The organism is Pseudomonas sp. LBUM1641 (genome assembly GCF_059716235.1).
On sequence record NZ_CP166815.1, the window covers coordinates 2,573,046 to 2,593,015 of the forward strand.

The following is a 19,970-nucleotide window of genomic DNA, read 5'->3' on the forward strand; positions in this document are numbered from 1 at the left end:
GGCTGTGGTCAGCCCGCCTGGTTCTTCAGGAATGCGTGCACGTTGTTCTGCTTGAAATTCAGCTCGGGGTGCAACTCGATCATCTCGAACGACAACGCCAGCAGCCGTTGGGATTGCAGCTCGGCGAAGTGTTCGGTGATGACGTTGAACAGGGCTTCGGCCACCGTCTTGCGGGTTTCCAGGTCGCGTCCGTGGCCGACCTTGAGGGTCATGTGGACGAAGGCGTAGTCATGCTTGCCGTCAGCCATGCGCCAGGTGTCCAGGCGCACCCCGCGACTGCGAATGCCCCCCAGGGGAAACACACCGCTGTCCCCCAGCACGGCGTGAACCTGCTCGAACAGGGCCGGCAGGTTGGCGTGCTGCTCGAGGTTGTCGGTGTATTCGGCGATGAAGTGCGGCATGTGCGGCTCCCGGATCAGAGGGGAAAAATGGCATTGATCTGGCCGGTGCCCGAGCTGCCGAATGGCTGGGTGATGATCTCGGCCGGCTGGTTGTAGTCCGGCCCGCCCAGCAGTCCCAGGAGCATCGCGGTGTCGTGCATCTTGCCTTCGCCGAAGCAGTGCTCGGCGTAGTCCGGGAGCATTGCGCAGAACTCCTTGAAGCGGCCTTGCTTCCACATATCCACCACGTGCAGGTCCATCTGCTTGTCGAATTCACGGGTCCAGTTGTGGATATTGGCTTCGGCTTCGCGGTCGTCCGAGAAACGGTGGGAGAGGGAACCCGAGGCCAGCACCAGGACTTTGCGGTCGCTCTTCTCGATGGCGCGGCGCACGGCGGCGCCAAACGCGAAGCTGTCTTCCAGGCGGTGCCAGGCGCACCAGGCGGCTATGGAGATCACGTCGAACTTCTGCTCGTCCGGCACGCCCATGTGCATGTAGCGCATCGGCACCAGGGTGCCGTATTCCAGCTCCAGGCTCGGGATGTTGTGGGCCATGGTGCGCACGCCGGCCAGGTTGGCCTCGGCGGCGATCAGTTCGCCCAGCTCCGGGCAGCCCGGGTACTCGTACTCCATGTTCTTGATGAAGTGCGGCAGCTCGTTGCTGGTGTAGGTGCCCTTGAAATGCTCGCCACAGTTGACGTGATAGCCGCTGTTGACCAGCCAGTGCACGTCGAACACCACGGCGGTGTCGGCCCCCAGCTCACGGGCGCGCCGCCCGATTTCCTTGTGCCCGGCAATCGCCGCTTCGCGGCAACCGTGGTGCTTGCCGGGCAGTTCCGACAGGTACATCGAGGGGACGTGGCAGATCTTCGCTGCCAGAACCACTTCGCCCATGATCATTCTCCTGAGTATTTATTCTTTTGTAGGAGCGAGCTTGCTCGCGAAAAACATCAACGATAACGCAGCACTTCTGTGAGCCCGCGGCGCCTGCGGGTTCTTCGCGAGCAAGCTCGCTCCTACAGGGAGCGTTGTTATATCCGGGTTACACACCCCAGCGCGGGATGTGGTGACTGCCCATGGAAATGCACACGTTCTTGATTTCGGCGAACACTTCGAAGCTGTATTGGCCGCCTTCACGGCCGGTGCCGGAACCTTTTACCCCGCCGAATGGCTGGCGCAAGTCCCGCACGTTCTGGCTGTTGATGAACACCATGCCGGCTTCGATGCCGTAGGCCAGACGATGCGCCTTGCCTATGTCCTGGGTCCAGATGTACGACGCCAGGCCGTACTCGGTATCGTTGGCCAGTTGCAGCGCTTCGGCTTCGTCCTTGAACGGAATCAGGCACACCACCGGGCCGAAGATCTCTTCCTGGGCGATGCGCATCTGGTTGTTCACATCGGCAAACACCGTGGGCTGGATAAACTGCCCGCGGCTCAAGTGCGCCGGCAGGTTGGCCGGGCGCTCCAGGCCGCCGGCCAGCAGGGTGGCGCCTTCCTCGAGGCCAATCTTGATGTAGCCGGTGACCTTGTCATAGTGGGCCTGGGTGATCATCGAGCCGACCTGGGTTTTCGGGTCCTGCGGGTCGCCAACGATCAGGCGCTTGGCGCGGGCGGCAAACTCGGCGACGAACTGCGGGTACACGCTCTCCTGAATGAAGATCCGGCTGCCGGCGGTGCAGCGTTCACCGTTGAGCGAGAAGATGGTGAACAACGCCGCGTCGAGGGCGCGTTCCAGGTCGGCGTCTTCAAAGATCAGCACCGGCGACTTGCCGCCCAGTTCCATGGAGTACTTTTTCAACCCGGCGGTCTGCATGATTTTCTTGCCGGTGGCGGTACCGCCGGTGAAGGAAATCGCCCGTACGTCCGGGTGGCGCACCAACGCATCACCGGCGGTGGCGCCATAGCCCTGGATCACGTTCAGCACGCCTTTGGGAATCCCGGCTTCGACCGCCAGGCGTCCCAGTTCATTGGCCGTCAGCGGCGACAGCTCGGACATTTTCAGCACCGCGGTATTGCCCAGCGCCAGGCACGGCGCAGTCTTCCAGGTGGCGGTCATGAACGGCACGTTCCACGGCGACACCAATGCGCACACACCCACCGGCTGGTATAGCGTGTAGTTGAGCATCTGGTCGTCCACTGGGTAACTGTGGCCGTCCATGCGGGTACAGACTTCGGCGAAGAAATCGAAGTTGTGGGAGGCGCGTGGAATCAGCACGTTCCTGGTCTGGTGGATCGGCAGGCCAGTGTCGAGGGTTTCCAGCTCGGCCAGGTGCGGCACGTTCTGTTCTATCAGCTCACCGAGCTTGCGCATCAAGCGGGCACGTTCCTTGGCCGGTGTTCCCGCCCACTTCGGAAAGGCTTCCTTGGCGGCCGCTACCGCCTGCGCCACTTCCTCGGCGCCGCCGCTGGCAACTTCACCGATGGCTTCGCCGGTGGCCGGGTTGTAGTTGATGAAGGTGTCTTTGCTTTCGACCTCACGGCCGTTGATCCAGTGTTTGATCATGTTGCTCAAGCCTCTTTCCGGACGGAGAAGAATTCCGCCTCGCTGACAATTCGATTAACCAGGCGACCAACGCCTTCCACTTCTACGACCACTTCATCTCCCGGCACCACATCGGCCAGGCCTTCCGGGGTGCCGGTGGCGATCATGTCGCCGGGCTGCAGGGTCATGAAGCTGGACAGGTATTCGATCAAATACGGGATGTCGAAAATCATGTCTTTCGTGCTGCCTTCCTGGCGCAGCTCACCGTTGATCCAGGTGCGCAGCTTCAGGTTGCTCGGGTCTGGCACGTCGGCGACGTCGACTATCCATGGGCCCACCGGCGTGGTGGCGTCGCGGTTTTTCACCCGCAGGTTGGGGCGGTAGTAGTTTTCCAGGTAGTCGCGGATCGCGTAGTCGTTGCACACCGTGTAGCCGGCCAGATACTCCAGGGCGTTCTCGCGCTTGACGTTGCGCGCCGGTTTGCCGATGACCGCCACCAGTTCGCACTCGTAGTGCATGTAGGCGACGTTGTCCGGGCGCCAGGTCACCTGGTTGTGGCCGGTGTAGGTGCCGGGGGACTTGATGAACGCCAGCGGTTCGGTCGGTGGCTTGAAGGCCAGTTCGGCGGCGTGGTCGGCGTAGTTCAGGCCCAGGGCAAACATGCTCCCGTTGGCCGGTGGCAGCCATTCGACCTGGTCTTCAGCCAGCAGGCGACCGTCGGCCAGGCGCACGGCGTTCTCAGCGTCGACCTGTACCGAATGGACTTCACCTTCAAAGCGAATACGCGCGTGTTTCATGACAGCTCCTCTGCCTTGATGTGGTTGACCAGGCGGCCCAGGCCGCTGATCTCGACTTCAACCGTGTCGCCGGGTTGCACATCCACACGGCCTTCGGGCGTGCCAGTGATCAGCACATCGCCCTCGTGCAGGGTCATGAACTCGCTGATCTCGGCGATCAACTGCGGGAGGCTGCGCACGAAGTTGGCGGTGGAGTTTTGCTGGCGCAGTTCACCGTTGACGAACAGCTTCACGCTCAGTTGGTGCGGGTTGGCAACTTGGTCGCGGGCCACCAGTTCCGGGCCCAATGCGCAGAAACCGTCCCGGCATTTGGCTTTCACCGCAGGGCGGTAGTAGCTGTCTTCCGGCAGGCTGAACTCATTGATGATGGTGTAGCCGGCCACATGCTCCAGGGCGTTTTCGACGCTGACACGGCTGGCGTTCTTGCCAATCACTACCCCGAGAGCCGGGCCCGGTTGCAGGCGTTCACCTTGAGGGTGCAGCACTACGCCGTCGTGGCCGTTGCGGGTGTTGGGCGTCTTGATGAACAGCACAGGCTTCACCGGTGGTTTCTGGTAAGGCGCTTGTTCGAATTCGGCGAGACGTTGGTTCAGCAACCCCTGGTAGTTCAGCGCAACGCCGAACAGGGTGCCGTTCGCAACATCATGCAGGGCACGGCTCATGCTTTTCTCCTGGCAGTGGCGGGGCAGATTCGGGCCTGCTCCGTGGGATGTTCGTTAACCTGTTAACGTTATAATTAAGATGTTAACTATCGTCAAGCGTGGCAATATTTCAGGGCACTCAAAACAACAAAGAGAATGCAGTGATGAGCGATCGTCAGCCGATCCCCAACATCAACATCGGGCAGGTCTACGACCAGCGTTACAGCGATGCCGAGGTGCACTACGACCGGCTCGGCAACCTGGCGGGATTTTTTGGTCGCAACATGCCGGTGCATCGTCATGACCGGTTTTTCCAGGTGCATTACGTCAAGACCGGCGCGGTGCGGGTCTATCTGGACGACCAGCAGTACCTCGAATCCGGGCCGATGTTTTTCCTCACGCCGCCGACGGTGGCGCATTCCTTCGTCACCGAAGCGGACGCCGACGGCCATGTGCTGACCGTGCGCCAGCAACTGGTGTGGGCCTTGATTGACGCCGACCCAAGCCTGGCCCCCGGCGCACAATTGCCGGCGGCCTGTGTAGCGTTGGCGCGGCTGGCGCCGGAGTTTCATCCTGAGGTACGCCGCCTGGAATTCCTGTTCGACGAGCTGTGCAGCGAGATCAACGCCCAGGCCAGCGGGCGCGGTTCGGCGCTGGACAGCCTGACGCGGCTGATCATGATCAGCCTGCTGCGGCTCTGCGCCAATTCCCTGGAGGCTCGGCCGGCACGTCACGAAGACCTGCGAATCTTCCACCGCTTCAACGAACTGATCGAAGACCACTACCTGCAACACTGGCCGCTGTCGCGTTATGCCGACGGTATCGGCGTCACTGAAGCGCGACTCAACGAGGTGTGCCGGCGGATCGCCGACCTGCCGTCGAAACGCCTGATCCTCGAACGGCTGATGCAGGAAGCCCGGCGCCTGCTGCTGTTCACCGGCAGCTCGGCGAATGAAATCTGCTACCAGTTGGGGTTCAAGGACCCGGCGTATTTCAGCCGGTTCTTCCAGCGCTACGCGCAAATGACGCCGGGGGAGTACCGCCAGCGTCAATCGGGGTTGCGTTGAGGCGCCCGGCGTTACCACAGGGCCACGGTGTAGCCGATGATCACCCGGCTTTCGTCGATATCGCTGGTCAGGCCGTTGCTTGAACGCAGGGTGGCGTTGCGCAGCCGCACGTTGACGTTCTTCAGCGGGCCGCTTTGCACGGTGTAGACCAGGTCGGTGTCGCGCTCCCATTCCCGGCCGTTGCGCACCGTGGCGGTTTGCGCGTGGCTGCCGTCGACGTAGCGGGTCATGAAGGTCAGGCCGGGCAGGCCGAGGGCGGCGAAGTTGTAGTCGTAGCGCGCCTGCCATGCATCGGTGTTGGCCTTGGTGAAGATATTGATGGTCACCAGGTTGACCGAGTACGGGTCTTGCCCCGGGAAGGCAAAGTCGCCGTCGCCGGAAAGGTTTTGATAGCCCAGGCCGAATTTGTGCGCGCCTACCGACAGGCTGAACATGCCGTTGAAAAAGCGGTTGTCGATCCGCCCGCCGTCGACCCGGGTAGGGCTGCGCAGCAGTGCGCTGCCTTGCTCGCGGGTGTCGAAGTAGCGCAGGTCGGTGCGCAGGTTCACGCCCTGGGCCAGCGGAAGGTCATGCACCAGGCCGATAAAGTTCTGGCGGTAGATGTCCTGCATCTGCGCGTAGTAATAGGTCGCCGCCAGGTGCGGATTGATTGCGTAGGTGCCGCCTGCCATGTCCAGGTGGCTGCTGGTGACGCCGCCGTAGCTCATGGATTCGTTGTTGGAGGAGTCCCGCAGGTTCTGCTTTTCCAGGCGGCCGACGTTCAACGTCAGGCCGTCGATGTCCTGGGAGGTCAACAGTTCACCGTTGTAGGTCGACGGCAGCAGCCGGGTGTCGTTGTAGGCGGCCACCGGTAAAACCGGTTGCAGGGTGCCGAGCTTGAGCACGGTTTTCGACAGGCGCAGCTTGGCGGTCAGGCCGAGTTCGCTGTAGCTGTCGGCCGGCTCGCCGCTGGCGCCAGACGGCAGCAACCCGGTGCCACGGCGGTCGCGGCTGGAATCGAGTTTCAAGCCCATTTCACCCAAGGCATCCACGCCAAAACCGACGACACCTTCGGTGTAGCCCGACTCCAGGCGCAACACAAAACCTTGGGCCCATTCGTCCGCTTTGTTCTGCGGCGCGTTGGCCTGGCGAAAGTCGCGGTTCATGTAGAAATTGCGCAGGTCCAGGCTGGCTTTGCTGTCCTGGATGAAGTCGGCGTGGGCGACCAGAGGGGTAAACGCGGCGCACAGGCCAGCGCTTGCCGCCGTGCGAAAGAGGCACGAATGCATGGGGGCGTTCCTTTTGTTGTTTTTGTTGGTATGCGCCCTCTGCTAGGTCAGGGGTGGCATATTGTTAACATGTTATCTATAGGCTGAATAGCGGGATTAGCAGGTTTTTTAAAAATCGTTTCTAAATTAATGATTTGTTCCATGCCTCGGGTTGCATGCACACGGTACCGACTCTAAGCTTCGACGCTTCGACCTCTGATACGCGTGAACCATGCCCACCCCTAGACCGTCCCTTACGCTCACCTTGCTCCAGGCCCGCGAAGCGACCATGGCGTTCTTCCGGCCATTGCTCAATGAACATGACCTGACCGAACAGCAATGGCGGGTGATCCGCATCCTGCGTCAGCAGGGCGAACTCGAAAGCCATCAACTGGCGCACCTCGCGTGCATCCTCAAGCCGAGCATGACCGGCGTGCTGGGCCGGCTGGAGCGTGACGGCATCGTGCGCCGGCGCAAATCCGCCGAAGACCAGCGCCGGGTGTTCGTCGCCCTGACCGAACAGGGCCAGCAGTGTTTTGTCGACATGAGCGCCGGGATGGAAAGCAACTACCAGAAGATTCAGGAGCAGTTCGGCGAGGAATCCCTGGAGCAGTTGATGGAGCTGCTCCAAAAGCTGAAAGGCATCAAACCGTAATCCTCAAAAAATAGTGGCTGAAGCCTGTCCCTTTTTTTCACGTGGCTGGTCATTCCAGGTAAGTGAACAAAATCGAGAGCTTCTTCCAATGCCCGCAATCCGCCCGCTGCTGAATTTCAGCCTGATGCTGAGCCTGAGTGCCAGCCCGTTGTTCGTCCCCATCAGTTATGCCGAAGACAGCGCGTCCCGGCGCAGCTACCAGGTGCCGGCCGGCAGCCTGAGCGCCGCGCTGACCCGTTTCGCCGGCCTGGCCGGGGTCAACCTCTCGGTAGGCCCGGCGCTGGTCAGCGGCCGTAACAGCAGCGGGTTGTCCGGCGAATACGGCGTCGAAGAAGGGTTTGCCCGCTTGCTGCAAGGCTCGGGCCTGCAACTGCAACCCATGGGCGAGCAGGCCTACATGCTGACCCCGATTCCGGAAGGCGGCAGCCTGCAACTGGCACCCACCTCGATTCTTGGCACCGTCGGCGATGCCGGCAGCGAGTCATTCGCCGGGGGCCAGGTGGCACGCCGTGGCTCCCAAGGCCTGCTGGGCTCACGGGAGTTCATGGAAACCCCGTTCAGCATGACCACCTACACCAGCGAGGCGGTCAAGAACCAGCAGGCGCGCACCCTCGGCGACCTGATCGCCAGCGACCCCTCGGTGCGCGCCACCAACCCGGCGGGCGGGCGCTATGAGCAATTCACCATTCGCGGCTTCAGCCTGTTCAACAGCGATGTCGCCTACAACGGTCTCTACGGTGTGCTGCCGACCTACACCATCGACATGGAGATGGCCGAGCGCGTCGACATCGTCAAAGGCCCCAGCCAATTGATCAACGGCATCTCGCCGCGGGGCAGCGTCGGCGGCGGGATCAACGTGGTGCCCAAGCGCGCTACCGACAAGCCCATCACCTCGTTTACCGGCAGTTGGGCCTCCGACAGCCAGGCGGGCGGAGCCGTGGATATAGGCCGGCGTTTTGGTGAAGACAATAAATTCGGCCTGCGTTTCAACGGCGTGAAGCAGTCCGGCGACACCGCCTGGGACGACCAGAGTGTCGATCGCGAAATGGCCGTACTGGGCCTGGATTTTCGCGGTGAACGCCTGCGACTCTCCACCGACATCGGCCGCACCGAGCGCGACACCGACGCCCCCCAGGAGCGTGTGCAAGTTGGCCCCAACGCCAAGGTGCCGAGTGCCAACGACGTTCGCCACAACTACGCGCAACCCTGGAGCAAGGCGAGCACCAACGACACCTTCGGCACGGTCAACGGTGAGTTCGACCTCAGTGACAACGTGATGCTCTATGGCGGCGTCGGCGCGCGCAAAAGCAACCACGACTTCCTGCGCCATGCGGTATCGGTGAGCAACAACGCCGGTGACTTCAGCGTGCAGCCCCGCGACTTCACCCGCGACGAAAACGTGCGTACCGCCACGGCGGGCGTGCGCAACTGGTTTCATACCGGCCCGGTCAGCCATGAGGTCAACCTGGCGGCCAGCTACTTCTACATGGACTTTGAAAACGGCGGCGCGCGCTATGCGCCAGGTTCGAGCAATCTCTACAATCCGGTAGAAACACCTGCGCCAAGCCGGCCAACGCGATTTGACTCGAAGGTCTACACCGAAAACCGCTTCAGCGGCGTGGCGTTGTCCGACACCCTGGGCTTCTTCGATGACCGGTTGCTGCTGACCCTCGGTGCGCGCTGGCAGCGGGTCAAGGTGGACGACTGGACCGATAACGTCAAAGGCGACACCGCCTACGACGAGGAAAAAATCTCACCGTCGGGCGGCATCCTGTTCAAGGCCACCGACAAGCTCTCGCTGTACGCCAACTACATGGAAGGCCTGAGCCAAGGCAAGATCGCGCCGTCGACCTCGATCAACGAGGATGAAATCTTCCCGCCCTTTATCAGCCGCCAGGTTGAAGTCGGTGCCAAGTACGACGCGGGGGCGTTCGCGGTCACCGCTGCGGTGTTCCGGATCAAGCAGCCAGCCTACGAGACCAACGCCACCACGCGGGTCTTCGGCCCCAACGGCAAGCGCCAGAACGACGGTGTCGAACTCAGCGTGTTCGGCGAACCGCTCAAGGGCTTCCGCCTGCTGGGCGGAGTGATGTACATCGACAGCGAATTGACCAACACCACCAACGGCACCTTCGACGGCAACCGCGCGCCGGCCACGCCGAAGTACAACGTCAACCTCGGCGCCGAGTGGGATGTGCCGACCCTTGAAGGCCTGACCCTGACCAGCCGCGGGATCTATTCCAGCTCGCAGTACCTGGACCAGTCCAACGTCAAGGAAATCGACGCCTGGACCCGTCTTGATGTTGGCGCACGCTACGCCTTCAAGGTCGACGACAAGCACATCACCCTGCGGGCCAATGTCGAGAACGTGGCCAATCGGCGCTACTGGAGTTCGGCCGGTGCCTCGGATGACAGCGAGCCGGGTTTGACCTTGTCGACGCCGCGTACGTATCTGCTGTCGGCGACCGTCGATTTCTAGCCGCTATCGCGCCACAGGGAAGTGGCACTCTTGCGTAGTTCAAAATTAAACGACGGAAAGTTCAATGATTAGTGCTATTGCAAAGGGCTGGCTATTTGCGATCGTGAACTAAGTGTAAATATGTTAGTCGATGTGTTTAACAAGATTTTATGAATTATGGCGAACTAATGGCCTTGGTCGGTAGTTCTAAAAGGCCATGATTTGCTACGGCTGTCCTGCACATCGCTTGTGTGCAGGGTCTTGATCTTGTTCAAGGCGCCGCTGGGACTAGTTGTTGTTTCTGCACCCTTGAAACAGCCTCTTCAACTAGTTGTTCAGAATGGTGCAGATGTCTCAACCGATACCGTCCACGCCCATCGATGCTTGCCGAATGCAGATTCCGGATACCGAACAGGTGTGCGCATGGCTGATGCAGCAGGCCGGTTTGAAAACCGTCGACCTGGAACGCGCCCGACGGTTATCCCAGGAATCCGACGACCCTGAACTGCTCGGCTTGCTGACGCGTCTGGGGCTGGTTTCCGAAGTGGAGCTGGCGCGGGCCTGGGCGGATTTGCTTGGCGCTCCGTTGCTGCTGGCGGACGCCGCACCGCCCGTGCTCGATCCGCTGCCGGCGCTGACCGAACGCTTCATGCGTCATTACCAGGTGGTGCCGGTGGGCTGGAGCCACGGCGGCGTGCGTGTGCTGGCGGCCTACCCGGCGCTGTTGTACCCGTTCCAGGCCATGGCGTATGCGTGCGGCGTGCCGGTGTGGCTGGCGGTCGGGCCGCGCAATGAAGTCGAAACCCTGATCGAGCGTTACTACGGCCAGGGCCGTTCGGCCATGGGCACCCTGATCGAAAACCTTGACGAGCAGGGCGGCGCCCTGGAAGACATCGAACACCTCAAGGACATGGCGTCCGAGGCGCCGGTGATTCGTCTGGTCAACCTGATCCTGCAGCGGGCCGTTGAGCACCGCGCCTCGGACATCCATATCGAGCCCTTCGAAAACCAGCTCAAGGTGCGCTACCGCATCGACGGTGTGCTGCATGAAGCCGAAGCGCCACCATCGAGCTCCTCGGCGGCCGTGATTTCCCGGGTCAAGATCATGGCGCGCCTGGACATCGCCGAGCGCCGCCTGCCGCAGGACGGCCGGATCATGTTGCGCATCCAGGGCAAGGAGCTGGATCTGCGGGTGTCCACGGTGCCCACCAGTTTTGGCGAGTCGGTGGTGATGCGCCTGCTGGACCGCCAGACCGTGCAGTTCGATTTCCAGAGCCTGGGTTTCGACGGCCAACGCCTGGAAACTTTCCTTGAAGTGCTCGAGCGGCCCCACGGCATCCTGCTGGTCACCGGGCCCACCGGCTCGGGTAAAACCACCACGCTCTATACCGCGCTGTCGCGGCTTAATACCGCCGAGCGCAAGATCATCACCGTCGAAGACCCGGTGGAATACCAACTGGAAGGCATCAACCAGATCCAGGTCAAGCCGGCCATCGGGCTGGACTTCGCCGGGGCGCTGCGCTCCATCGTGCGCCAGGACCCGGACGTGATCATGATCGGTGAAATCCGCGACCTCGAAACCTGCCGCATCGCCATCCAGTCGTCCTTGACCGGCCACCTGGTGCTCTCGACCCTGCACACCAACAGCGCGGCGGCGAGTATCACGCGCCTGCTGGACATGGGCGTAGAGAGCTACCTGATCGCCTCGACCGTCAATGGCATCCTCGCGCAACGCCTGGTGCGCCGCCTCGACCCGGCGACCCGCGAGGCGTTCGAAGCCCCGCCGGAACTGATCGAGGAACACGGCCTCGACCGCTTCACCCACCAGCGCCCGATCCTGCTGTACCGGCCCCGCGCCGACGCTCCGGGCGGCGGTTACCACGGCCGCAGTGCAATCACCGAATTGCTGGTGATGAATGACGAACTGCGCAGCTTGTTGATGCGCCAGGCCGACGCCGCGACCCTCGAACAAGCCGCCCGCCGTGGTGGCTTGCGCACCCTGCATGAAGAAGGTCTGCGCCAGGCGGTGGCCGGTGTCACGTCCCTTGAAGAAGTGCTGCGCGTCACCCGTGGAGAGGGCGCGTGAGCCTGTTCAAATACCGCGCCCTCGACAGTCAGGGCGTCGCGCAGAACGGCACCCTCGAAGCCAAGGACCAGGCCGCCGCCGTCGCTGCGCTGCACAAGCGTGGGCTGCTGTTGTTGCAGATTGATCCCGCCAGCGCCCAAGGGCTGCGCAACGCCTTCGGGCGCGGCCATTTGAATGGCGCGGCGCTGGTCAGTTTTACCCAGCAACTGGCCACGCTGCTCGGCGCGGGGCAACCGCTGGAACGCTCGCTGGGCATCCTGCTCAAGCAACCCGGCCAGCCGCAAACCCGCGCGTTGATCGAGCGCATCCGCGAGCACGTCAAGGCCGGTAAACCCTTGTCGGCGGCACTGGAGGAGGAGGGCAGCCAGTTTTCGCCGCTGTACCTGAGCATGGTCCGTGCCGGTGAGGCGGGCGGCGCGCTGGAGAACACCCTGCGCCAACTCAGTGACTACCTGGAGCGCAGCCAGTTATTGAGGGGCGAAGTGATCAATGCCTTGATCTATCCCGCCTTCCTGGTGGTGGGCGTGCTCGGCTCCCTGGCGCTGTTGCTGGCCTACGTGGTGCCGCAGTTCGTGCCGATCTTCCAGGATCTGGGCGTGCCGATCCCGCTGATCACCGAAGTAATTCTGGGCCTTGGCCAATTTCTCGGCGCCTATGGCCTGGCGGTGCTCGCCGGGTTGATCGTGACGGTCTGGGCCCTGGCGGCACGCCTGCGCAACCCTCGACACCGTGAAGCATACGACCGGCGCGTCCTCGGCATCCGCCTTATCGGCCCGCTGTTGCAGCGGGTCGAAGCCGCACGCCTGGCACGCACCCTTGGCACCTTGCTGAGCAACGGCGTGGCGCTGCTGCAAGCGCTGGTGATCGCCCGCCAGGTCTGCACCAACCGTGCCTTGCAGGCACAAGTCGCGCAGGCCGCCGAGTCGGTGAAAGGCGGCGGCACCCTGGCCAGTGCGTTTGGCAGCCAGCCGCTGCTGCCGGACCTGGCCCTGCAAATGATTGAAGTTGGCGAACAGGCCGGTGAACTGGACAGCATGCTGCTCAAGGTCGCCGACGTGTTCGACGTCGAAGCCAAGCGCGGCATCGACCGCCTGCTCGCCGCCCTGGTGCCGTCCCTGACCGTGGTCATGGCAGTGCTGGTGGCGGTGATCATGCTGGCGATCATGCTGCCGCTGATGAGCCTGACCAGCAACATATGAAAACCCGAGGAAGCAAACCGATGCGCCATACCCGTTTCAAATCCGCCCGCCGCCAAGGCGGTTTCACCTTGCTGGAAATGCTCGCGGTGATCGTGTTGCTGGGCATCGTCGCCACCATCGTGGTGCGCCAGGTAGGTGGCAACGTCGACAAGGGCAAATACGGTGCAGGCAAGGCGCAACTGGCCAGCCTGAGCATGAAGATCGAAAGCTACGGCCTGGATGTGGGGTCGCCGCCCAAGAGTTTGCAGCAACTGGTCGAGAAGTCCGGCAACGCCGCCGGCTGGGCCGGGCCGTACGCCAAACCCTCAGACCTCAAGGATCCGTTCGGCCATGCCTTCGGCTATCGCTTCCCCGGCGAACATGGCGCCTTCGACCTGATTTTCTACGGTCAGGATGGCCAGCCCGGCGGCGAAGGCTACAGCGCTGACTTGGGCAACTGGGAATAATGCAGGCCCTCCAACGCGGCTTTACCCTGCTGGAGATGCTGGTGGTCATTGTGTTGATCAGCATCGCGGCCGGGTTGGTGGGATTTGGCCTGCAACAAGGCCTGCGGGTTGCCAAAGAGCGTCAGGCCGTCGGGCAGATGGTCGATGCCCTGCGCAGCACGCGGGCGCGGGCGATTGTCAGCGGCACCTCGGCCAGGACCGTATTCGACCTGGCCCAACTGAGTTTCCAGGCGCCGGGGCGACCGCTCAGGCACTGGCCGGCCGACCTGCAAGTGACCCTGCACACCGCCGAGCAAGCAGGCGCTGCGGTGGAGTTTTACCCTGACGGCAGTTCCACCGGCGGCAACCTGTTGTTGGCCAATGGCTCGCGGCGTTGGCGCATCGATATTGGCTGGCTGACTGGCAGCGTGCAGTCCAAGGCGTTGCCATGAATCGCCAGTCGGGTTTCACCTTGCTGGAAATGCTTGCTGCACTGACCCTCATGGCGATCTGCAGCACGGTGTTGCTGGTCGCGTTCGGCCAGAGCGCGCGCTCGTTGTTGCAGGTGGCTCACAGCGACCGCCTGACCCATGCGGCGGTCAGCGTGCTGGACCAGGAAGCGTCGGGACCTCTGGCCAATGGTGTGCGCCAGGGCGAGCTCGACGGTATTGCCTGGCAACTGCGCGTCGCCCAGCAGCCCACCCGCATCGGTCAGCCATACTTGTTTCGCCTTGATCTCACCGTCAGCGAAGGTCCGCGCCACGCCCATTTCAGTACCTTGAAACTGCGCGCCGGCCGCGACGGGAGCCTCCAGTGAAGCAGCAGCGGGGCTTCACTTTGCTCGAAATCATGATCGTGATCAGCCTGCTGGGTGTGTTGTTGGCCCTGGTGGGTGGCGCGCTTCTGGGAGCCAATCGTGCGGTGCTCAAGGCGCAGCGCTACACGGTCAGCCTGGATGAAATGCGCGCCGCGCAGCAGTTTCTGCGGACAGCCATCAGCGAGGCGCTGCCCCTGGACGTCACCGAGGACGACAGCCAGACCGACGGTTTTTTCGCCGGCAGCCCACAGCGCATGCAGTTTGTCGCGACCCTGCCGGGTGTACTCGGTGGCGGGATTCAGCGCTTCACCTTGCAATTGACCGGCCCCGAAGCACAGCGCGACTTGCAGGTGGCGTTCGCACGGTTTGAGTCCGAGGCGCAGGTCAGTGTCCCGGCGTCGCGCAGTGAGCCACAGGTGTTGTTGAACAATATCGAAGACTTGCAATTCAGCTATCGCGGTGTGTCGCCCAAAGGCCAGGCCACCGGCTGGATCGCCGAGTGGCCGTGGACCAAGCGCTTGCCCGCTGCGGTGCGGATTGCTGCCCGCGTCAACGGGCCGGTGCCCTGGGTCACTCAGGTGGTTGCGTTGCGCCTGAACCTGTCGGGCGGGGGCCCGGAATGATCCGGCATCAGCGCGGCGTCGCGCTGTTGCTGGTGCTGTGGGTACTGGCATTGCTCAGCCTGCTGCTGGGCGGCCTGGCCGGTTGGGTGCAACTGGAAACGCGCCAGGCCCTGTGGCATCGCCAGCACACCCAGGCGTTGCTGGCGGCGGAGGCGGGCGTGGCGTTGGCCATGCAGGCTCTGGCCGACCCGTTGCAGCGCAAACAATGGATTGCCGACGGCCGCGAAATGCCCTTGGTGTTTGATGACGCGCAGCTGCTCGTGAGCCTGCACAGCGAGCGCGGCAAGCTGTATTTGAACAGCGCCGAGGCGGCCGACTTTGTCCGCCTGGCCCTGGCTTGCGGCGCCACCCAGGCCCAGGCCAGCCGGCTCGCCAGTGACCTGGAAGTACGGCGCAACGAAGGCCTGCCGCCGTTCCGTGTGGTGGAAGAACTGCGGCAATTGCCCGGCATGACCCAGGTGCTGTACAGCCGGCTGGTCCCGGAAATCAGCTTGTGGAGTGGCCTGGACCGGCCCGATCCTGCTTTCGCCAGCCCATTGATGCGCCAGGCGTTGAACCTGCCCCGGCAGAGCGCGACGGGCGCCGACCCCGGTGATGTGCTGGTGATCGACAGTCACGCACAACGGCCCGGCGGCTATCACGCCCGGTTGCAAGCCACGGTGTTATTGAGCCCCGCGCAAGGCAGCGCCCAACCTTATCGAGTCCTACGTTGGCAAGAATGAATGAACACTTATCCGCGCGACTGCATCTGCTGATGGAGCCTGTCTCCCAACGCTGGCGCGGCAGCCTGCTGCAACTGGGCTGGCGGCTGTGGCTCAAGGAGCTGCATGGCTGCCTGCCGGACTGGTTGTCGCTGCATGACATCCCCGAGCATGTCTACCGCTGGCCGTTGACGGCGCCCGTGGAACAGCTCACCGGCGAGGCGCGTCGGGTGCTGGTACTGCCACCCTCGGCAGTGCTGGTGCAAACCGTGCAATTGCCCCCGGCCGCCGCGCGTAACCTGGCGACGGTGGTGGGTTATGAGCTGGACCGTTTTACCCCGTTCGATGCCGCCCAGCTGTACTTCGTCGTGCGCCAGGAGCGCCGTACACCCACGCACTTGCAGGTCACACTGGTGGCGATCCTGCGCGAGCGCCTTGACCGGATGCTTGATGAATGCGCGGCCCTCGGCTTGCAGCCCCATGCCGTGGATGTGGCCGACGGGGTCGGGCTGATGGGTATCGACCTGCTGCCGGCGCCATTGCGTCCGCGCCAGCGCCCGGCCGGGAAGGGTTTGCAACGCAGCTTGCCGTGGCTGTGCGGCGCCTTGCTGATTGCCGCGATGCTGCTGTGGCTCAACGACCGCCAGCGGGTGCTCGACGTGATGCATGCGCAGGTGCAGCAGCAAAAAGCCCAGGTTGCCGAGATCCAGAGCCTGCGCCAGCAACTGCTCAACACCCGTGGCGCCGCGCAATACCTGATTCGCCGCAAATCGGCACAACCGCCGTTGGCCGCGCTGCTGAATGAGCTGACCGCGTGCCTGCCCGCCGACACCTGGATCGACCAGTTGGAAGTCAACAACGGCGCCGACGTTTCCTTCTCAGGACAGAGCGCCAAGGCCAGCGCCTTGATCACCCGGATCAAGGCCTGTCACAGCCTGGAAAACGCCCAGTTCGAAGGGGTGATCCAGCCCGATGCGCAAACCGGCAAGGATCAGTTTTCCCTGCGTGCCCACTTGCACCAGGAGGCCGCCGATGCGCCGACCACTGACACCCCGTGAACGTCGCGGCGCGGCCTTGCTGGTCCTGGCGCTGGTGCTCGGCAGCGGTTACTGGCTGCTGATCGACAGCTGGTTTGCCGGGCCGTTGCGCGCCATGGGCGAGCAAGCCGAACAGCTGCGCGAACAACAGCAACGCTATGCCGGCCTGTTGCACCAGGGCGCCGCCTTGCGCGAGCAACTGGAGCAAGCCCGCCAGGACCCGGCCAGCAGCACCAGCCTGTTGCCGGGAGATGACCCCAGCGCCGTGGCGGCGGACCTGATGCAACGCATCGCCGACCTGATCAGCAGCCGCGCCAGCCTCGGCGGCGGTTGCAGCCTGACCCAGCGCATGCCCATCACCCCGGAGCAGGACGACACCGAGCCCTATCGCCAGGTGCAAGTCAGCCTGACCCTCAACTGCGCCATCGAACCCCTGACCGCGATCCTGCATGAACTGGAGTACCAGCGACCGTTCCTGTTCGTGGATGAAATGAGCATCCGCCGGGCCCCGAATGCTCCCACCAGCGGCGGTGCCGGAAAGCTGGTGGTGCACCTGTTGGTGCGCGGTTATCTGCAACCGGCAGCCGCTACGCAGGCCCGGCGATGATCAATTCATTGCGCCCGCTGGAGTGGGGATTGCTCGGTGTAGCCGGGCTGCTGGGCCTGCTGATGGTGGGCATCTTGAGCAGCATCGGCGATGCGCCGCAGTGGCTGGATGAGCCTGCCTCCGCCGCGCGCGCCAATGCTTCGGCCAAGGTTCACGTGGCCCCGAGTGCGACCCTGGAAAGCCTCGCCGGCACCTGGCAGGCGCCGCTGTTCAGCCCCGACCGCAGCCCCGATGCCGCCGTGGGCCAGGCCGAGATTTCCAGCCTGTCGAGCCTGAAGCTGACCGGCGTGCTGCTCGAAGGCGACCTGCGCGTAGCGTTGCTCAAGCCCGCGGAAGGCCTGCCACTCAAAGTCCATCAAGGCCAGACCCTGCCCAACGGTTGGCGCCTGGAACACCTGACACCGCTGCACGCCCGTTTTGTGCTGGACAGCCGCACGCAAACCCTGAGCCTCAGCGTTCCGCGTTTGCCGCCGCCGTCCACCACGCCGCCGATTTCCCTTCCTCACGAGCCCGCCCCTTGATCGATACTTGCCCTGGCGCCTTGCGCACCACCGTGTTTTGCCTGGCCACCGCCGTCTCCCTGGGCGGCTGTGGGTCATTCCCCGATCACCTCGACCCGGACGATGCCTTGCTCCACGAGGCGATGCAGGGCACCGGTTCGCAACGGCCGCCCGTGGACCCGGCCAGCGAGTCGCCTGCGGTCGACAGTCGCCAACCCCAGGCGCCCACGCCGCCCCAGCGCCAGTTGATTCGCGGCAACCAGCAGTTCGTGCGTCAGCCCGCCCCGGCGCCGGTGGTCAAGGATGAAGCCAGTGGCGACATCGTGTTCAACTTCGCCGACCAGCCGATTGAAGCGGTGATCAACAGCGTCATGGGCGACCTGTTGCACGAGAACTACAGCATCGCCCAGGGCGTGAAAGGCAACGTGAGCTTTTCCACCTCAAAACCGGTGAACAAGCAGCAGGCGTTGTCGATCCTCGAAACCCTGCTGTCCTGGACCGATAACGCGATGATCCGCCAGGGCCAGCGCTACGTGATCCTGCCGGCCAACCAGGCGGTAGCGGGCAAGCTGGTGCCGGAGATGAGCGTGTCGCAACCCTCCAGCGGGCTCTCGGCGCGGCTGTTTCCGTTGCGCTATATCTCGGCCACGGAAATGCAGAAACTGCTCAAACCGTTCGCCCGGGAAAACGCGTTCCTGCTGGTGGACCCGGCGCGCAATGTGCTGAGCCTGGCCGGTACGCCGGATGAGTTGGCCAACTACCAGGACACCATCGACACCTTCGACGTCGATTGGCTCAAAGGCATGTCGGTCGGGGTGTTCGGTTTGCAGCGGGCCTCGGTCGCGGAGTTGATGCCCGAGCTGCAAAAGATGTTCGGCCCCGAAAGCGGCATGCCCCTGGCGGGCATGGTGCGCTTCTTGCCGATCGAGCGGACCAATTCGGTGGTGGCGATCTCGTCCCAGCCGCAGTACCTCAGCGAAGTCGGTGACTGGATTCATACGATCGACGAAGGCGGCGGCAACGAGCCGCAAATGTACGTCTATGACGTGCGCAACATGAAGGCCACAGACCTCGCCAAGTACCTGCGGCAGATCTACGGCACCGGCGCGATCAAGGACGATACGCCGGCCAAGGTGGCGCCGGGTTTGCGCACGGCGACCTTGTCCTCACTCAACACCAGCGGCGGCACCTCGGGTGGCCTGAACAACAGCGGCAATAGCGCGGGCATCAGCAACAACCAGCAGGCCGGCGACGACGAGGATCAGGCCCCGAGCGCCAACGAAGACAGTGAAAGCGCAGAGCAGGGCACCGCCGACGGTACTGCCGCCAAAAGCCTCGACGCCGGTACCCGGATCACCGCGCAAAAAAGCAGTAACCAGTTGCTGGTACGCACCCGACCGGTGCAGTGGAAGGAGATCGAATCGGCGATCAAGCGCCTCGACAACCCGCCGCTGCAAGTGCAGATCGAGACGCGCATCCTCGAAGTCAAACTCACCGGCGAACTGGACCTCGGGGTGCAATGGTACCTGGGCCGCCTGGCGGGCAATTCCACCAGCACCACGGTGGCCAATACTCCTGGCAGCCAGGGCGCGCTGGGCGGTGGCGGGGTGGGATTGGGCGCGGATTCGCTGTTCTATTCCTTCGTCAGCTCCAACCTGCAAGTGGCCTTGCATGCCCTGGAAACCAATGGCCGCACCCAGGTGCTGTCGGCGCCGTCGCTGGTGGTGATGAACAACCAGCCGGCGCAGATCCAGGTGGGCGACAACATCCCCATCAGCCAGACCACGGTCAACACCGGCAATTCCGACAGCACCTTGAGCAGCGTCGAATACGTGCAGACCGGGGTGATCCTCGACGTGGTGCCGCGCATCAACCCGGGCGGCCTGGTGTACATGGACATCCAGCAACAGGTCAGCGACGCCGAGAACCAGACCACCAACAGCAGCGACACGCCCAACAACCCGCGTATCTCCACACGCTCGGTGTCCACCCAGGTGGCGGTGCAAAGCGGCCAGACCGTGTTGCTCGGCGGGCTGATCAAGCAGGACAACGCCGAGAGTGTCAGCGCCGTGCCGTACCTGGGGAAAATCCCCGGGCTGCGCTGGTTGTTTGGTAACACCAGCAAGTCCAAGGATCGCACCGAACTGATCGTGCTGATCACACCGAGGGTGATTACAAGCAGCGGCCAGGCGCGGCAGGTGACGGATGACTATCGCCAGCAGATGCAGCTGTTGCGGCCGGCGAACTGA

20 protein-coding genes are annotated in these 19,970 nt (G+C 63.4%); 14 read left to right on the forward strand and 6 right to left on the reverse strand.

Annotated elements, in window-relative coordinates; translation table 11 throughout:
* Positions 1 to 8 precede the first annotated feature (8 nt).
* The 5 genes from ACA046_RS11850 to ACA046_RS11870 all read right to left on the reverse strand — a co-directional run bounded on the left by ACA046_RS11850 (position 9) and on the right by ACA046_RS11870 (position 4,320).
* Entirely contained in the window at positions 9 to 401 is a 393-nt protein-coding gene (locus ACA046_RS11850) for a 5-carboxymethyl-2-hydroxymuconate Delta-isomerase (protein WP_497676586.1), read from the reverse strand.
* 14 nt (positions 402 to 415) lie between these two features.
* Positions 416 to 1,273: a 3,4-dihydroxyphenylacetate 2,3-dioxygenase gene (gene hpaD / locus ACA046_RS11855; RefSeq protein WP_497676587.1), complete on the reverse strand. Its 858-nt coding sequence runs from the start codon at positions 1,271 to 1,273 to the stop codon at positions 416 to 418.
* Positions 1,274 to 1,421: 148 nt separating this feature from the next.
* Positions 1,422 to 2,882 carry a 5-carboxymethyl-2-hydroxymuconate semialdehyde dehydrogenase gene (hpaE, locus tag ACA046_RS11860; RefSeq protein ID WP_497676588.1) on the reverse strand — a complete coding sequence of 487 codons (1,461 nt, stop codon included), beginning with the start codon at positions 2,880 to 2,882 and terminating at the stop codon, positions 1,422 to 1,424.
* Between the two features lie 5 nt (positions 2,883 to 2,887).
* Positions 2,888 to 3,658, reverse strand: coding sequence for a fumarylacetoacetate hydrolase family protein (locus ACA046_RS11865; protein WP_497676589.1), 771 nt, complete (start codon positions 3,656 to 3,658; stop codon positions 2,888 to 2,890).
* Positions 3,655 to 4,320: a fumarylacetoacetate hydrolase family protein gene (locus ACA046_RS11870; protein WP_497676590.1), complete on the reverse strand. Its 666-nt coding sequence runs from the start codon at positions 4,318 to 4,320 to the stop codon at positions 3,655 to 3,657. Before ACA046_RS11870 ends, ACA046_RS11865 begins: the two co-directional genes overlap by 4 nt.
* A gap of 143 nt (positions 4,321 to 4,463) precedes the next feature.
* Between ACA046_RS11870 and hpaA the strand changes: the two genes are divergently transcribed.
* Positions 4,464 to 5,366 (forward strand): 4-hydroxyphenylacetate catabolism regulatory protein HpaA, encoded by a 903-nt coding sequence (gene hpaA, locus ACA046_RS11875; protein WP_076016046.1) that lies wholly within the window; start codon positions 4,464 to 4,466, stop codon positions 5,364 to 5,366.
* Between the two features lie 11 nt (positions 5,367 to 5,377).
* On the opposite strand, the gene ACA046_RS11880 is transcribed toward hpaA, so the two are convergent.
* Positions 5,378 to 6,634, reverse strand: coding sequence for an OprD family porin (locus tag ACA046_RS11880; protein WP_497676591.1), 1,257 nt, complete (start codon positions 6,632 to 6,634; stop codon positions 5,378 to 5,380).
* A 211-nt stretch (positions 6,635 to 6,845) separates the two neighbouring features.
* Here ACA046_RS11880 and hpaR point away from each other — a divergent pair, with 211 nt between their 5' ends.
* The 13 genes from hpaR (at position 6,846) to gspD (ending at position 19,970) form a co-directional block, all read left to right on the forward strand.
* A complete protein-coding gene (hpaR, locus tag ACA046_RS11885) occupies positions 6,846 to 7,268 on the forward strand; it encodes a homoprotocatechuate degradation operon regulator HpaR (RefSeq protein WP_010175430.1) in 423 nt (140 codons plus the stop codon).
* 88 nt (positions 7,269 to 7,356) lie between these two features.
* A complete protein-coding gene (locus tag ACA046_RS11890; RefSeq protein WP_497676592.1) occupies positions 7,357 to 9,747 on the forward strand; it encodes a TonB-dependent siderophore receptor in 2,391 nt (796 codons plus the stop codon).
* Positions 9,748 to 10,087: 340 nt separating this feature from the next.
* Entirely contained in the window at positions 10,088 to 11,812 is a 1,725-nt protein-coding gene (gene gspE / locus ACA046_RS11895) for a type II secretion system ATPase GspE (protein WP_497677071.1), read from the forward strand.
* Complete coding sequence (gspF, locus tag ACA046_RS11900; RefSeq protein ID WP_497676593.1) at positions 11,809 to 13,011, forward strand: type II secretion system inner membrane protein GspF; 1,203 nt, start codon at positions 11,809 to 11,811, stop codon at positions 13,009 to 13,011. Before gspE ends, gspF begins: the two co-directional genes overlap by 4 nt.
* Positions 13,012 to 13,031: 20 nt before the next feature.
* The gene (gspG, locus tag ACA046_RS11905; protein ID WP_497676594.1) at positions 13,032 to 13,457 is read left to right on the forward strand and encodes a type II secretion system major pseudopilin GspG; all 426 of its coding nucleotides are present in this window, start codon (positions 13,032 to 13,034) and stop codon (positions 13,455 to 13,457) included.
* Positions 13,457 to 13,888, forward strand: a complete 432-nt coding sequence (locus ACA046_RS11910; protein WP_459027890.1) for a GspH/FimT family pseudopilin — start codon at positions 13,457 to 13,459, stop codon at positions 13,886 to 13,888. The genes gspG and ACA046_RS11910 overlap by 1 nt, the downstream gene beginning before the upstream one ends.
* Positions 13,885 to 14,253 carry a prepilin-type N-terminal cleavage/methylation domain-containing protein gene (locus ACA046_RS11915; RefSeq protein ID WP_459027892.1) on the forward strand — a complete coding sequence of 123 codons (369 nt, stop codon included), beginning with the start codon at positions 13,885 to 13,887 and terminating at the stop codon, positions 14,251 to 14,253. The genes ACA046_RS11910 and ACA046_RS11915 overlap by 4 nt, the downstream gene beginning before the upstream one ends.
* A complete protein-coding gene (locus tag ACA046_RS11920) occupies positions 14,250 to 14,876 on the forward strand; it encodes a prepilin-type N-terminal cleavage/methylation domain-containing protein (protein WP_459027894.1) in 627 nt (208 codons plus the stop codon). Before ACA046_RS11915 ends, ACA046_RS11920 begins: the two co-directional genes overlap by 4 nt.
* Positions 14,873 to 15,598 (forward strand): type II secretion system minor pseudopilin GspK, encoded by a 726-nt coding sequence (locus ACA046_RS11925; protein ID WP_497676595.1) that lies wholly within the window; start codon positions 14,873 to 14,875, stop codon positions 15,596 to 15,598. Before ACA046_RS11920 ends, ACA046_RS11925 begins: the two co-directional genes overlap by 4 nt.
* Positions 15,595 to 16,635, forward strand: a complete 1,041-nt coding sequence (locus ACA046_RS11930; RefSeq protein WP_497676596.1) for a PilN domain-containing protein — start codon at positions 15,595 to 15,597, stop codon at positions 16,633 to 16,635. The genes ACA046_RS11925 and ACA046_RS11930 overlap by 4 nt, the downstream gene beginning before the upstream one ends.
* The gene (gspM, locus tag ACA046_RS11935) at positions 16,610 to 17,221 is read left to right on the forward strand and encodes a type II secretion system protein GspM (RefSeq protein WP_497676597.1); all 612 of its coding nucleotides are present in this window, start codon (positions 16,610 to 16,612) and stop codon (positions 17,219 to 17,221) included. The genes ACA046_RS11930 and gspM overlap by 26 nt, the downstream gene beginning before the upstream one ends.
* A complete protein-coding gene (locus ACA046_RS11940) occupies positions 17,218 to 17,742 on the forward strand; it encodes a type II secretion system protein, XpsN-like (protein ID WP_497676598.1) in 525 nt (174 codons plus the stop codon). Before gspM ends, ACA046_RS11940 begins: the two co-directional genes overlap by 4 nt.
* Entirely contained in the window at positions 17,739 to 19,970 is a 2,232-nt protein-coding gene (gspD, locus tag ACA046_RS11945; RefSeq protein WP_497676599.1) for a type II secretion system secretin GspD, read from the forward strand. Before ACA046_RS11940 ends, gspD begins: the two co-directional genes overlap by 4 nt.

Bases quoted from the DNA above. Each gene is read 5' to 3' on its own strand.
- ACA046_RS11850 (WP_497676586.1), bottom strand. From the start codon at position 401: ATGCCGCACTTCATCGCCGAATACACCGACAACCTCGAGCAGCACGCC.
- hpaD (WP_497676587.1), bottom strand. From the start codon at position 1,273: ATGGGCGAAGTGGTTCTGGCAGCGAAGATCTGCCACGTCCCCTCGATG.
- hpaE (WP_497676588.1), bottom strand. From the start codon at position 2,882: ATGATCAAACACTGGATCAACGGCCGTGAGGTCGAAAGCAAAGACACC.
- ACA046_RS11865 (WP_497676589.1), bottom strand. From the start codon at position 3,658: ATGAAACACGCGCGTATTCGCTTTGAAGGTGAAGTCCATTCGGTACAG.
- ACA046_RS11870 (WP_497676590.1), bottom strand. From the start codon at position 4,320: ATGAGCCGTGCCCTGCATGATGTTGCGAACGGCACCCTGTTCGGCGTT.
- hpaA (WP_076016046.1), top strand. From the start codon at position 4,464: ATGAGCGATCGTCAGCCGATCCCCAACATCAACATCGGGCAGGTCTAC.
- ACA046_RS11880 (WP_497676591.1), bottom strand. From the start codon at position 6,634: ATGCATTCGTGCCTCTTTCGCACGGCGGCAAGCGCTGGCCTGTGCGCC.
- hpaR (WP_010175430.1), top strand. From the start codon at position 6,846: ATGCCCACCCCTAGACCGTCCCTTACGCTCACCTTGCTCCAGGCCCGC.
- ACA046_RS11890 (WP_497676592.1), top strand. From the start codon at position 7,357: ATGCCCGCAATCCGCCCGCTGCTGAATTTCAGCCTGATGCTGAGCCTG.
- gspG (WP_497676594.1), top strand. From the start codon at position 13,032: ATGCGCCATACCCGTTTCAAATCCGCCCGCCGCCAAGGCGGTTTCACC.
- ACA046_RS11910 (WP_459027890.1), top strand. From the start codon at position 13,457: ATGCAGGCCCTCCAACGCGGCTTTACCCTGCTGGAGATGCTGGTGGTC.
- ACA046_RS11915 (WP_459027892.1), top strand. From the start codon at position 13,885: ATGAATCGCCAGTCGGGTTTCACCTTGCTGGAAATGCTTGCTGCACTG.
- ACA046_RS11925 (WP_497676595.1), top strand. From the start codon at position 14,873: ATGATCCGGCATCAGCGCGGCGTCGCGCTGTTGCTGGTGCTGTGGGTA.
- ACA046_RS11930 (WP_497676596.1), top strand. From the start codon at position 15,595: ATGAATGAACACTTATCCGCGCGACTGCATCTGCTGATGGAGCCTGTC.
- gspM (WP_497676597.1), top strand. From the start codon at position 16,610: ATGCGCCGACCACTGACACCCCGTGAACGTCGCGGCGCGGCCTTGCTG.
- ACA046_RS11940 (WP_497676598.1), top strand. From the start codon at position 17,218: ATGATCAATTCATTGCGCCCGCTGGAGTGGGGATTGCTCGGTGTAGCC.